The following is a 13,008-nucleotide window of genomic DNA, read 5'->3' as shown; positions in this document are numbered from 1 at the left end:
CTCAGCCGATGAGCGAGCAACAACCCGTCCAGTATCCGGTCGGCGACAACATCTGGACCCTCGGCGAGATAGCGCTGGCGATTGGGGCTCGGCTGGTCGGGGCTGATATTGCCTATCAGGGCGTGACCACGGACAGTCGCGGCGATTGTCATGGCCGGCTATTCATCGCCCTGCAGGGCGAGCGCTTCGACGGCCATGACTATGTGGCCAGCGCCGCCGCCAGCGGCGCCGCAGCGCTCTTGGTTGACCGCCCGCTTTACATCGACCTGCCGCAGCTCATCGTCAAGGACACGCGGCTTGCCCTCGGTCGCCTCGCCGCCGCTTGGCGTGATCGCATTCCGGCGCGCCTGCTTGCCATCACCGGCAGCAATGGCAAGACCACCGTCAAGGAGATGACCGCGGCCATCCTATCCCAAGCCGGTACCACCCGCGCCACAGCAGGCAACCTGAACAACGACATCGGCATGCCGCTGACCCTGCTCGCCGCTCGCGATGAAGACTTCCTGATCCTTGAGATGGGCGCCAATCATCATGGCGAGATCGGTTATCTGACCGATATCGCGCGGCCCGACGTCGCCCTGATCACCAATGCCGGCCGCGCCCATCTCGAGGGCTTCGGCAGTGTCGAGGGCGTTGCCCATGCCAAGGGCGAGATCGCCCGTGGCCTGCCGCCAGGGGGCACCTTCGTCGTCATGGCCGATGTTCCTTGGACACCCCTGTGGGAGCAGCTTGCCGCGGGGCGCCCCTTGCTGACCTTTGGCACCGGCCCCAGTGCTCAGGTTAGGGCTGACGAGAACGCCGTCACCCAAACCTGGGATGAGGCGGGGTTTCGCAGCCACTTTACCGCGAGCATCCATGGCCATGAGCTGGAGATCGCACTGCCACTGGCAGGCTCACACAATGTGCGCAATGCGCTCGCGGCGATCGCCGGCTGCACCGCACTGGGCCTCGATCCAGCGCTGATACGCGCCGGACTTGAGCAGCTGGTGCCGGTCAAACGCCGCCTACAACCTCGGCACACGCGCACTGGCGCCAAGCTGCTCGACGACAGCTATAACGCGAACCCTGACTCACTCGCCGCTGCCGTCGATGTGCTCACTGCCCTGCCACTGGCGTCGGACGGCCGCCATTTCCTAGTGCTCGGCGATTTCGGCGAGCTCGGACCCGACAGCATCGAGGTCCACCAGGAGATGGGCGTTGCCGCCCGAGCCGCGGGCGCCAGCACCCTCTACGCGGTCGGAGCGCTCAGTCGTCACGCCGTCGAAGGCTTCGGCGCTGGCGCCCGGCACTTCGACGACCAAGACGCGCTGATCACCGCGCTGCTGGCCGAGACCGGCCCTGACGATATCCTCCTGGTCAAAGGGTCCAGGATGTCGACCATGGATCGCGTCGCTGATGCGCTCTGTGCAGATGCGAGGGCGCATTGACGATGCTCCTACTCCTCACCGACTGGCTCAGCCAATATCAGAGTGGCTTCAGCGTCTTCCGCTATCTGACGCTGCGCGCCATCCTCGGCGTGTTGACGGCATTGGCCATCTCGTTATTGATCGGACGGCCACTCATCCGCTGGCTGAGTGCCTACAAGGTTGGCCAAACCGTCCGCAGCGACGGCCCGGAGAGTCATTTTTCCAAGGCCGGCACGCCAACCATGGGTGGCACCCTGATCCTGGTGGCCATCGCCGTCAGCACCCTGCTCTGGGCCGATCTGCACAACCGCTTCGTCTGGGTGGTGTTGCTGACCACGCTCGCCTTTGGCGCCATTGGCCTGCTCGACGATTACCGCAAGCTGGTCTTGCGCGATCCAAAAGGACTGCCGGCGCGCTGGAAATACTTCTGGCAGACCATCGCCGGCTTGGCTGCGGCCCTTTACCTGTATCTCAGTGCTTCCACGGCCGGCGAGACTGCGCTGCTGATCCCCTATCTGAAAGAGGTCAGCTTCCAGCTCGGCCCGCTGTTCGTGATCTTTGCCTACTTGGTCATCGTCGGCTCTAGCAACGCCGTGAACCTTACCGATGGGCTGGACGGACTCGCGGTATTGCCTTCAGTGGTGGTCGCCAGCGGTCTCGGCATCATGGTCTACGCCGCCGGGAATATCGAGATCGCCAGCTATCTGAAGATCCCCTATGTCGCGAATGTCGGCGAGGTGGTGATCTTCTGTGGCGCACTCGCCGGTGCCGGGCTCGGTTTTCTCTGGTTCAACACCTATCCGGCGCAGGTCTTCATGGGTGATGTCGGCGCCCTGGCCTTGGGCGCCGCACTGGGCACCGTTGCGGTGGTTGCGAAGCAGGAGATCGTGCTCTTTATCATGGGCGGCATCTTCGTGCTCGAGACGCTTTCGGTGATGATCCAGGTCGGCTCTTACAAGCTCACCGGCAAGCGTGTCTTTCGCATGGCTCCGCTGCATCATCATTACGAGCTCAAGGGCTGGCCCGAGCCGCGCGTCATCGTCCGCTTCTGGATCGTGACGGTCATCCTGGTCCTTGTTGGTTTGGCAAGCCTAAAGATCCGATGAGCCCAGACATGGCAAAAAAGGTTGTGGTGGTCGGACTCGGCAAAACCGGTCTGTCCTGCGTCCGCTGGCTGCGGGCCCAGGGCGCTGAGGTTGCCGTGATGGATACGCGCACGACTCCTCCGGCGCTCAGACAGCTCCAGATGGAACTACCTGATACCGCGGTCCTGCTGGGTGGCTTCGACGTCTCCTTATTAGCCGCCGCCGACGAGATCGTCGTCAGTCCTGGGATTCCGCTCGACAGACCCGAGCTGCGGACTGCCGCCGACTCAGGCATTCCAATCATCGGCGATATCGAGCTGTTCGCGCGCACCGCAACGGCCCCCGTGATCGCCATCACCGGCTCCAATGGCAAGAGCACGGTGACGACCCTGGTTGGCCAGATGATGCGCCATGCCGGACTCGATGCCGCCGTTGGGGGCAATCTCGGCATCCCGGTCCTCGACCTGATGCGCGCCGATGCCGACTGGTATGTGCTCGAGCTCTCGAGCTTCCAGCTTGAGACCACCACTGGCCTAGCAGCGCGCGCCGCGACGGTACTCAACCTGTCGCCCGACCATCTCGATCGCTATCCGAGTATGGCCGCCTATGGCGCGGCGAAGGCGCGGATCTTTACCCATGCCGAACGCGCCCTCGTCAACCGTGATGACCCCATCGCCTCGGCGCTTGCCGCCGAGGTCAACGATCAAGTCGGCTTTTCGTTAGGCGAGCCGGCAAGCGAGGCTGATTTCGGGCTCCTCACCCACAACCAAGAGGTCTGGCTTGCGCAAGGCCAGAGGCGACTGATGCCAGCCACCGATGTCCGCATGCCTGGTCGGCACAACCTGGCCAATGCCTTGGCGGCACTGGCGCTTGCAAACATGGCTGGCGCAAGCCCCGAGACTGGCTGCGAGCTGTTGCGCAATTTCCCAGGGCTACCGCACCGCAGCGAGTTGGTTCGCGACCGACGCGGCGTGCGTTGGATCAACGATTCCAAAGGGACCAACCCAGGCGCGACCATGGCCGCGCTTGCCGGCATCGTCAACGACACTGGAGATCCCGATGGCGTAGCCGGCATGGCCGTGCTGATCGCCGGCGGCGACAGTAAGGGGGCGGACTTCTTCGCCTTGTCGCGGGTAGCACAACGCTATGCACGCGCGGTCGTGCTCATCGGCCGTGACGCGGCACTGATTGAGCAGGCCCTGAGAGATGTCGTCCCCCTGTTTCGAGCAGCCGACATGGATGAAGCGGTTCAGATGGCTGATCGTCTCGCCCAGCCCGGCGATTCGGTCCTCTTATCCCCGGCCTGCGCAAGCTTCGACATGTTTGAAGACTATCAGCATCGCGGTCGGGCCTTTGCTGCGGCAGTCGCGGGGTTGGCTCCGTGAACAGCGCACAACGCCCCAGTCATCCATCGGCCACCTGGCTTGGCTCATTTCTCCCCTGGGGGCGGACGCGACGGCGCGACCGCACTGAGCCAGCCATTGACGGACTGTTGCTGGTCTGCGTCCTCGGGCTGCTCGGGCTCGGCTTTGTGATGGTTGCTTCGGCCTCGCTACCGATTGGGGCTCGCGACTATGCAGACCCTTTCTTCTTCGTCGTCCGCCATGGGATCGCGCTCGGACTCGCGCTGACCTGCGGGCTGATCTGCTTTGTGATTCCGATCCAGCTCTGGGAGCGCTCCGGCATCTGGCTGCTGCTGCTCTGCTGCGGCCTCTTGCTGCTGGTCTTGGTGCCTGGAATTGGCCGCACCGTCAATGGCGCGACACGTTGGATTCCACTCGGGCCGTTCGCGTTGCAGCCTGCCGAACTGGTCAAGTTCGTCGCGGTGATCTATATGTCGGGCTATCTGGTGCGCCGCCAGCTCGAAGTCACGACGTCAATGATCGGCTTCATTCGTCCGATGGTGCTGATTGGCCTCGCCGCCAGTTTGATCATGGTGCAGCCAGATTTCGGCACCACCGCCGTCATCCTCGCCGTGGTCATGACGCTCTTACTGCTCGGCGGCGTCGCCTTATGGCCGTTTGCACTCTTGTTCATCAGCATCGGCGTTGGCCTTGCCCTGCTGATTTGGATCGAGCCTTACCGGCTGGAACGGGTGACCTCATTTATCAACCCCTTCGATGACCCCTTCAACACGGACTATCAGCTCAGCCATGCGCTGATCGCAATGGGCCGAGGCGAATGGCTCGGCGTTGGTTTGGGCAATGGGATTCAAAAGCAGTTTTACTTGCCCGAGGCACACACCGATTTCCTACTCGCGGTGATCGGCGAGGAGCTTGGGGTGCTCGGCGTGATCGCGGTGATCATGACCTTTGCGCTGATCGCCTGGCGTGCCTTCGACATCGGCGCGCGCGCTCATGCCATTGGTGACAACTTCTCCGCCTACGCCGCGCACGGCTTCGGCTTGCTGCTTGGACTGCAGGCCTTCATCAACGCTGGCGTCAATACGGGGCTGCTGCCGACCAAAGGCCTGCCCCTGCCCTTCATCAGCTACGGCAGCAATGCGCTGATCGTCTCCGTGATGGCCGCCGCGCTGCTGCTGCGCATCGACTTCGAGCTCCGCCGTCGGGACAGCAGACCGCTCCCCGAGGCCGGGGTTGCCCGGGGCCTGACCGCTCCGAGGGGGATTCGATGGCGCCGCGCATAGCCATTATGGCCGGTGGCACCGGCGGACATGTGTTCCCTGCACTGGCTGTTGCCGAAGTGCTGCGCGCACGCGGGGCCGATGTGTTCTGGCTTGGCACCCGAGCCGGTCTCGAAGCACGCCTCGTGCCCGAGCAGGGCTTTGAGATCGAATGGCTATCGGTCACTGGCATCCGCGGCAAAGGGCTGCGCACCCTCGCCGCTGCGCCGCTGCGGTTTGCAGGGGCCCTTGGCGAGGCCGCGGGTATCCTCAAACGACGCGCCCCAGCAGCCGTACTCGGCATGGGCGGTTTCGCCTCGGGACCAGGGGGCATCATGGCCTGGCGCCAACGCCGGCCCTTGCTCATTCAAGAGCAAAACAGCGTGCCGGGCATGACCAACCAATGGCTGGCGCGCGTGGCGGATCAGGTGTTCGAGGCCTTTCCCAACAGTTTCCCTGTTGCTCGACGGGCGATCACTGTCGGCAACCCCGTGCGCACCGAGATCACCGCTCTGCCACCGCCACAAGCGCGTCTCGCGGGCCGTTCAGGCGCCGCCCGACTCCTTGTGCTGGGCGGGTCACTCGGCGCCCAGGCACTCAATGAGACCCTCGCCCAAGCCCTGGCACAGCTGCCGCAGCCGCTGCGCCCAGTGGTCAGGCATCAAGCCGGCGAGCGAACCTTAGGCCTTGCTCAACAAGCCTACACTGATGCCGGTATCAAGGCTGAGGTCAGGGCCTTTATCACCGACATGGCGGAGGCCTACGCCTGGGCCGATCTGGTCATCTGTCGCAGCGGTGCGCTCACCGTCTCCGAGCTGGCCGCGGCAGGATTAGCGGCCATCCTGGTACCCTATCCGCATGCGGTCGATGATCATCAGGTCGGTAACGCGCGCTGGCTCAGCGATGTCGGCGCGGCCCAGCTGCTGCTGCAGCAGGAGATGAACGCTGCCAGGCTCGCGAGCCTGCTCGAGCCATTGCTCGCCGATCCTCGGCAACGCCTGAGCATGGCGGAGGCTGCCCGCGCCAAGGCGCAGCCGAATGCCGCCGAGCGCATCGCCCAGGCCTGCCTGGAGCGCGCCGGATGAATGCCGCCCATCGCACCCACAGCGCGGCCAATATGGGCCGGATGCGGCGCCTGCATTTTATTGGTATCGGCGGCGCCGGCATGAGCGGTATCGCCGAGCTGATGGCCAACCTGGGCTACGAGGTCCAGGGCTCAGATCAGCGGGAGAACCAGGTGGTGCATCGTCTGGGCAGCCTTGGCGTGGAGTGCTTCATCGGGCATCGGGCCGAGCAAGTGGCCGAGGTCGATGTCGTCGTGGTCTCGACCGCGATCGACGAACACAACCCCGAGATCCTCGCCGCGCGCGCTGCACGCATCCCCGTCGTGCGGCGCGCTGAAATGCTAGCCGAGCTGATGCGCTTCCACTATGGCGTCGCCGTCGCTGGCACTCATGGCAAGACCACCACCACTAGCCTGATCGCTAGCGTACTCGCCGAAGGCGATCTCGACCCAACCTTCGTCATCGGCGGCCTACTCAATAGCGCCGGCGCCAACGCTCGCCTTGGCAGCAGCAAATACTTGGTCGCCGAGGCCGATGAGAGCGATGCCTCCTTTCTCTATCTGCAACCCATGCTGGCGGTGGTCACCAACATCGACGCCGATCACATGCGCACCTACGGCAATGACTTCGATCGGCTGCGCAGCACCTTTAAGGAATTCATCCATCACCTCCCCTTCTATGGACTGGCGGTGCTCTGCATCGATGATCCCGAGGTGGCCGCGCTGATCCCGTCGATCTCGCGCCCGGTGCGCACCTACGGCACCGACCCACAGGCCGATGTGCGCGCGCTGAACATCAGTCAGCAAGGGCTGCGTATGCGCTTCGAGGTGGTGCACAACGACGCCGCACAACCCTTTCCAGTGGAGCTCAATCTGCCCGGACGGCACAACGTGTTGAATGCACTAGCCGCGATCGCCATCGCGCTTGAGCTTGGCGTGGGCGAAGCGGCCATCCAGCAGGCACTGAGCACCTTTGCCGGGATTGGACGACGCTTCGTGGTCAGCGATTGCCCCCTGCCCAAGAGGGGCTCGATCACCTTGATCGACGATTACGGTCATCATCCGCGCGAGCTTGCTGCAACCATCGAAGCGGCCCGCGGCGGCTGGCCAGGCCGGCGCCTGGTCCTACTGTTTCAGCCGCATCGTTATTCTCGCACCCAGGAGCAGTTCGACGACTTTGCGCAGGTGCTCTCCGCGGTCGACCTGCTGGTTCTGTGCGAGGTCTATGCCGCTGGTGAGCAGCCCATTCCGGGTGCCGATGGCCGCAGTCTCAGCCGAGCCGTGCGTTCGCGCGGTCAGGTCGAGCCGGTCTTTGTTCAGCGCCTCAGCGAAGCCCCAGCGTTACTCGAAGCGCTGCTTGAGCCCGGCGATCTGTTGCTAGTCTCAGGTGCTGGCGATATCGGCCAGCTCGCAGCGCGCCTCCCGAACCTGCTCAGCGAGGCGCGGCAATGACTGGCACCCTGCAGCGGCCCACAGCCATGACCCCGCCTGCAAAGCGCGGTACATCCATGACCAGTCCTGTCACCCCGGTCGACCGCATGACCGAGCCGGCTCTGCAGCAACAGGGCCTGTCTGCGCCTGCGCTGCGCGGTGAGCTGCGCCTGAACGAGCCACTCGCAGACTACACCAGTTGGCGTGTTGGCGGGCCGGCGCAGCGTTTGTATCGGCCCGCTGATGCGCAAGATCTGGCCCGATTCCTCAGCAGGCTCGATGCAGATGAGCCAGTGTTCTGGCTTGGACTCGGCAGTAACCTGTTGATCAGCGATGCCGGCCTGCCAGGCACGATCATCCATACCCAAGGCTGCTTGAACGGCATTAGCCAGCTGTCTGATCAGGCTATTCGCGCCGAGGCCGGCGCCAGCTGTGCCAAGATCGCCCGCGTTGCCAGCCGCCTGGGCCTGGTCGGCGCAGAATTCCTGGCTGGCATCCCTGGCACCATGGGTGGTGCCTTAGCGATGAACGCAGGCGCCTGGGGCGGCGAAACTTGGCCACTGGTGCGCTGCGTGCGCACCATCGACCGGCAAGGCCAGATTCGCGAGCGCGAGCAGGCCGAGTTCCGTTTCGGCTATCGGCAGCTCAAGGGCCCGGAGGGCGAGTGGTTCCTGAGCGCCGACTTGGTCCTGCAGCCCGGTGATACCCAGGCTGCACAAGCACGCATCCGCGAGCTGCTCGATCGGCGTGCGGCCACCCAGCCAACCGGCCTGCCAAGCTGCGGCTCAGTATTCCGCAACCCCGCTGGCGATCACGCTGCACGCCTGATCGAGGCCTCTGGACTCAAAGGCAAGCGACTCGGCGGTGCCGAGGTGTCGCAAAAACATGCCAATTTCATCATCAACCTCGGCGATGCCAAGGCGCGCGATATCGCCGCACTGATCGACCTGGTTCAAGACGTGGTCGAGCGCAGCAGTGGGATTCGCTTGCAGCCAGAAGTCCGTCGCCTCGGAGCATTCCCATGAAGATCTTAGCGCCGACGACTCCCCTAGACCCGGCGCGTTATGGTCGGGTTGCGCTGATCCTGGGCGGCCTCTCCGCAGAGCGCCCGATCTCGCTCAAGAGCGGCGCTGCGGTACTGGCCGCACTGCAGCGACTCGGCATCGACGTCACAGCCTTGGACCCGGCAGGTCACCCCGGCAGCGCTTTATTTGAGGCACTGAATCCGCAGCGTTTCGAGCGTGCCTTCCTGATCCTGCATGGACGCGGTGGCGAAGACGGTCAGATCCAGGGCGCCCTCGAGACCTTGGGCCTGCCCTACACCGGCTCCGGGGTGCTTGGCTCAGCGATCGGCATGGACAAATACCGCACCAAGCAAATCTGGATCGGTGCGGGTCTGCCGACGGCCGACTTCAGGCTGATCCTTGATGAAACAGCTCTCGAGCAGGCCATCGCGCTCGGCTTTCCCCTGATGATCAAACCCGCGCACGAAGGCTCCAGCCTCGGCATGGCACGCGCCAATGATCCCGATGAGCTAATCGCAGCTTGGCGCGAGGCGGCCCGGCTCGACGCCGTCGTGCTCGCCGAGCGCTGGCTGACCGGGGCCGAATACACCTGCGGCATCCTCGGTGAGCAGGCGCTGCCATTGATTCGGCTCGAGACGCCAAACCTCTTCTATGACTTCGAGGCCAAGTACCAGGCCAATAGCACCTCGTACCACTGCCCTTGCGGACTGCCGGAGTCACTCGAGGCCGAGTATCAGGCACTTTGCCTGCAGGCCTTCCGTGTCGTTGGTGGCAGCGGCTGGGGACGCGTCGACTTCATGCTCGATGAGGCTGGCACCCCACGACTGCTGGAGGTCAATACCATCCCTGGGATGACCGATCACAGCCTGGTGCCGATGGCCGCGCAAGCTGCTGGCATCGACTTCGACAGCCTCTGTGCCCGCATTCTTGAGACCAGCATTCTCGAGACCCGCCTCTTGGAGACCGTCTCCCATGGTTGAACCGGCAGATGCGCTTTTAGGACAGGCCCCTTCCCGACCAAGGACTCGGCTCAGCATCATCGCTCGGCTGCTGACCGCGGTACTGCTGATCATTGGGCTGATCGGCAGCGGCTGGATCGGGCTGCAATGGGAGCCGAGGTTATTGCCGGTTCGTGTGGTGAGCATCGATGGCGAGATGCATGGACTCTCGCGCGAGGCCTTGCAGCAGACCATCAGCAAGGAGATCACTGGCGGCATCCTGACTCAGAATCTAGCGACGCTAAGGGCTCGGGTGCAGGCCCTGCCCTGGGTCGAGCAGGCAACGGCGCGCCGCATCTGGCCAGACCGTATTCAGGTCAGCGTGCGCGAGCACAGCGCCATTGCCCGCTGGAACGAAAATGGATTGGTGACCGAGTCTGGAGTGGTGTTTCGCCCGAGTGACGGACGCCTACCCGCTGGTCTTGCGCGCCTCGGCGGCGCCGATGATGAACAAGCACCTGAGGTGGTCGCTCGTTTCCTCGACTGGGGCTCGCGACTCCTCGGCCTCGGACTGATCGTCGATGGGGTTCGGCGCGATGCGCGGGGCGACTGGTCGATTGAGCTCCTCGGCGGAACCGACGTGCTGCTCGGCACCGATAATGTCGAGCAACGCCTTGAGCGTTTGATCGCAGCCTACAGCCAAATCGAGGCGATCGGCATCCCAACCAGACTGGATCTCCGCTACGCCAATGGTCTCGCGGTGCGCTGGCTGCCGGTCGGCAACAGCGCCGTCGGACCCAAGCGCATCGCGGCAAACTGATTTTTGAATATCGGAGCGGATCTGCATGGCAAGACGCAGCGAAAAGAACCTGGTCGTCGGTCTCGACATCGGCACCTCGAAGGTGGCCGCCTTGGTGGGTGAGATCCGTCCCGACGAGACCATCGAGATCATCGGGGTGGGCACCCATCCCTCGCACGGACTCAAGAAAGGTGTCGTCGTCGATATCGAATCGACGGTGCAGTCGATCCAGCGCGCCGTCGAAGAGGCCGAGCTAATGGCCGGCTGCGAGATCCATTCCGTGCACGCCGGTATCGGCGGCAGCCACATCCGCAGCCGCAACAGCGACGGCGTCACCGCGATCAAAGACCACGAGGTCAGCCAAAGCGATGTCGATCGGGTCATCGATGCCGCTCGCGCCGTCGCCATCCCTGCTGATCAAAAGATCCTGCATATCTTGCCGCAGGAATTCATCATCGATGATCAGGACGGCATCCGAGAAGCCATCGGCATGTGCGGTGTGCGTCTGGAAGCACGGGTGCACATGGTGACCGGCGCTGTCAGTGCCGCGCAGAATGTCGTGAAGTGCATCCGCCGCTGCGGCCTTGAGGTAGACGACCTGGTCATCGGCCAGCTCAGCTCATCCCTCGCCGTGCTCAAGGAGGACGAAAAGGAGCTCGGCGTCTGCGTGGTCGACATCGGCGGCGGCACCACCGATTTGGCCGTTTTCACCGATGGCGCCATTCGGCATATCGCCGTGATCCCAATCGCCGGCGACCAGGTCACCAACGATATTGCCGTCGCCCTGCGCACGCCAACCCAGCATGCCGAAGCGATCAAGATCCGGCACGGCTGCGCGCTGTCGTCAAGGGGAGGCCAAGAAACCATTGAAGTCCCAAGTATCGGTGAGCGACCACCGCGCCAGCTCTCGCGCCAGACGCTCGCCGAGGTGATCGAGCCACGCTACGAGGAGCTTCTGAACCTCCTCCAAGGCGAGCTGCGCCGCAGCGGCTTCGAAGAGCTGATCGCCGGTGGCGTCGTCCTCACCGGAGGCAGCGCAAAGATGGACGGCATCGTGGAATTGGCCGAAGAGGTCTTCCACATGCCCGTCCGACTCGGACTTCCCCAGTCGGTCACAGGGATGGAAGACACCATCGCCGACCCAGTTTACGCGGCCGGGGTCGGGCTACTCATCTACGCCAAGCAGCATCGGTTCTCCGGCGCCGCTGAGCACCAAAGCGCAGGCGTTTGGGGGCGCCTGCGTAACTGGTTGAGTGGCAGCTTCTGAGGATGGTGACGGGCGAGAGGCTCCCCGCGGCCCGAGGGGGATTAGGTTCAAATTGCAGCACAGATCACAACAGCAACATCCGCGAGGTAACTGATATGAGCTTCGAGCTAGTCGACACCCAGACCCAAAATGCCGTGATCAAGGTCATCGGCGTCGGTGGTGGCGGCGGTAATGCCGTCAATCACATGGCAGCCGCCAACATCGAGGGCGTCGAGTTCATTTGCGCGAACACCGACGCTCAGGCACTCGAAAACGTCGCCGTCAAAACCGTTCTGCAATTGGGCGCTGGCATCACCAAGGGGCTTGGCGCTGGTGCTGATCCGGATGTCGGACGCCGCGCCGCGGAAGAAGACCGCGACCGCATCAAGGACCTACTCGATGGCGCTGACATGGTGTTCATCACCGCCGGCATGGGCGGTGGGACCGGCACCGGTGCAGCACCCATCGTCGCGGCAGTCGCGCGCGAGCTCGGCATCCTCACCGTTGCCGTGGTCAGCAAGCCCTTCGTGTTCGAGGGCGGCAAGCGCGCCAAGGTCGCCATCGATGGCATCACCGAGCTGGAAAAGCACGTCGACTCGTTGATCACGATCCCGAACGATAAACTGCTCGCGGTGCTTGGCAAGCAGATGACCCTGCTCGATGCCTTCAGCGCTGCCAATGACGTCCTGCTGAATGCAACCCAGGGCATCGCCGAGCTGATCACCCGTCCAGGCCTGATCAACGTCGACTTCGCTGACGTCAAGACCGTGATGTCGGGCATGGGCGTCTCGATGATGGGCACGGGGTCGGCAACCGGCGAGAACCGGGCCCGCGAGGCCGCCGAGAAGGCGATCAACAGCCCACTGCTGGAAGATATCGATCTCGCTGGCGCCAACGGCATCCTGGTCAATATCACGGCTGGCATGACACTGACGATCGGTGAGTTCGACGAGGTCGGCAACACGGTCCGCGACTTCGCCGACGACAATGCAACCGTGGTGGTCGGCACCGTCATCGACCCAGAACTGGAAGAAGAGCTGCGCGTGACCGTGGTTGCAACCGGACTCGGCGATCGCAAGGCCGAGCGTCTCGCCGTGCGCGGTGGCGAGCCAAAGATCCGCCTGGTCGACAACGAACAGCGCGACGGCTCAGCGCCTGACTACCGCGACATGGATCAGCCCGCGTACATTCGCAACAAGCGCGCGGCAGCCGGCGGTGGCGAGGCAACCGCAACTGATCTGGACTATCTCGACATCCCCGCCTTCTTGCGCCGCCAAGCGGATTGACCTAGGACAACTCCTAATGCGGATTATTGGATAAAAATCAGACTCTTCTCTTGCAAAAACATTCAATGCTTGATAAAAATTCGGGAAAACCCTAACCTACCGGGCA

The 13,008-nt window shown here is 63.7% G+C and carries 11 protein-coding genes; all 11 read left to right on the top strand.

What is annotated here, in order from left to right; all coding sequences use genetic code 11:
* The first annotated feature begins 8 nt into the window (after nt 1–8).
* The 11 genes from VBE63_RS09710 (at nt 9) to ftsZ (ending at nt 12,902) form a co-directional block, all read left to right on the top strand.
* Nucleotides 9–1,427, top strand: a complete 1,419-nt coding sequence (locus VBE63_RS09710; RefSeq protein ID WP_323682817.1) for a UDP-N-acetylmuramoyl-tripeptide--D-alanyl-D-alanine ligase — start codon at nt 9–11, stop codon at nt 1,425–1,427.
* A gap of 2 nt (nt 1,428–1,429) precedes the next feature.
* Nucleotides 1,430–2,512, top strand: coding sequence for a phospho-N-acetylmuramoyl-pentapeptide-transferase (mraY, locus tag VBE63_RS09705; RefSeq protein ID WP_323682816.1), 1,083 nt, complete (start codon nt 1,430–1,432; stop codon nt 2,510–2,512).
* Nucleotides 2,513–2,520: 8 nt separating this feature from the next.
* Nucleotides 2,521–3,876 (top strand): UDP-N-acetylmuramoyl-L-alanine--D-glutamate ligase, encoded by a 1,356-nt coding sequence (gene murD / locus VBE63_RS09700; RefSeq protein ID WP_323682815.1) that lies wholly within the window; start codon nt 2,521–2,523, stop codon nt 3,874–3,876.
* A complete protein-coding gene (ftsW, locus tag VBE63_RS09695) occupies nt 3,873–5,138 on the top strand; it encodes a putative lipid II flippase FtsW (RefSeq protein ID WP_323682814.1) in 1,266 nt (421 codons plus the stop codon). Before murD ends, ftsW begins: the two co-directional genes overlap by 4 nt.
* Nucleotides 5,123–6,199 (top strand): undecaprenyldiphospho-muramoylpentapeptide beta-N-acetylglucosaminyltransferase, encoded by a 1,077-nt coding sequence (gene murG, locus VBE63_RS09690; RefSeq protein ID WP_323682813.1) that lies wholly within the window; start codon nt 5,123–5,125, stop codon nt 6,197–6,199. Before ftsW ends, murG begins: the two co-directional genes overlap by 16 nt.
* The gene (murC, locus tag VBE63_RS09685) at nt 6,196–7,629 is read left to right on the top strand and encodes a UDP-N-acetylmuramate--L-alanine ligase (protein ID WP_323682812.1); all 1,434 of its coding nucleotides are present in this window, start codon (nt 6,196–6,198) and stop codon (nt 7,627–7,629) included. The genes murG and murC overlap by 4 nt, the downstream gene beginning before the upstream one ends.
* Nucleotides 7,630–7,715: 86 nt before the next feature.
* Nucleotides 7,716–8,633: a UDP-N-acetylmuramate dehydrogenase gene (gene murB, locus VBE63_RS09680; protein WP_323682832.1), complete on the top strand. Its 918-nt coding sequence runs from the start codon at nt 7,716–7,718 to the stop codon at nt 8,631–8,633.
* Nucleotides 8,630–9,613: a D-alanine--D-alanine ligase gene (locus tag VBE63_RS09675; RefSeq protein ID WP_323682811.1), complete on the top strand. Its 984-nt coding sequence runs from the start codon at nt 8,630–8,632 to the stop codon at nt 9,611–9,613. The genes murB and VBE63_RS09675 overlap by 4 nt, the downstream gene beginning before the upstream one ends.
* Nucleotides 9,606–10,391, top strand: a complete 786-nt coding sequence (locus VBE63_RS09670; RefSeq protein WP_323682810.1) for a cell division protein FtsQ/DivIB — start codon at nt 9,606–9,608, stop codon at nt 10,389–10,391. Before VBE63_RS09675 ends, VBE63_RS09670 begins: the two co-directional genes overlap by 8 nt.
* 25 nt (nt 10,392–10,416) lie before the next feature.
* Nucleotides 10,417–11,637: a cell division protein FtsA gene (gene ftsA, locus VBE63_RS09665; protein WP_323682809.1), complete on the top strand. Its 1,221-nt coding sequence runs from the start codon at nt 10,417–10,419 to the stop codon at nt 11,635–11,637.
* A gap of 95 nt (nt 11,638–11,732) precedes the next feature.
* Complete coding sequence (gene ftsZ / locus VBE63_RS09660) at nt 11,733–12,902, top strand: cell division protein FtsZ (protein WP_323682808.1); 1,170 nt, start codon at nt 11,733–11,735, stop codon at nt 12,900–12,902.
* The last annotated feature ends 106 nt before the right edge of the window (nt 12,903–13,008 follow it).

Origin of the sequence: Lamprobacter sp., assembly GCF_034860625.1 — a bacterium.
Lineage (GTDB): Bacteria > Pseudomonadota > Gammaproteobacteria > Chromatiales > Chromatiaceae > Lamprobacter.
The sequence above is the reverse complement of the archived record's forward strand: the minus strand, read 5'-3'. Positions and strand labels throughout refer to the sequence as shown.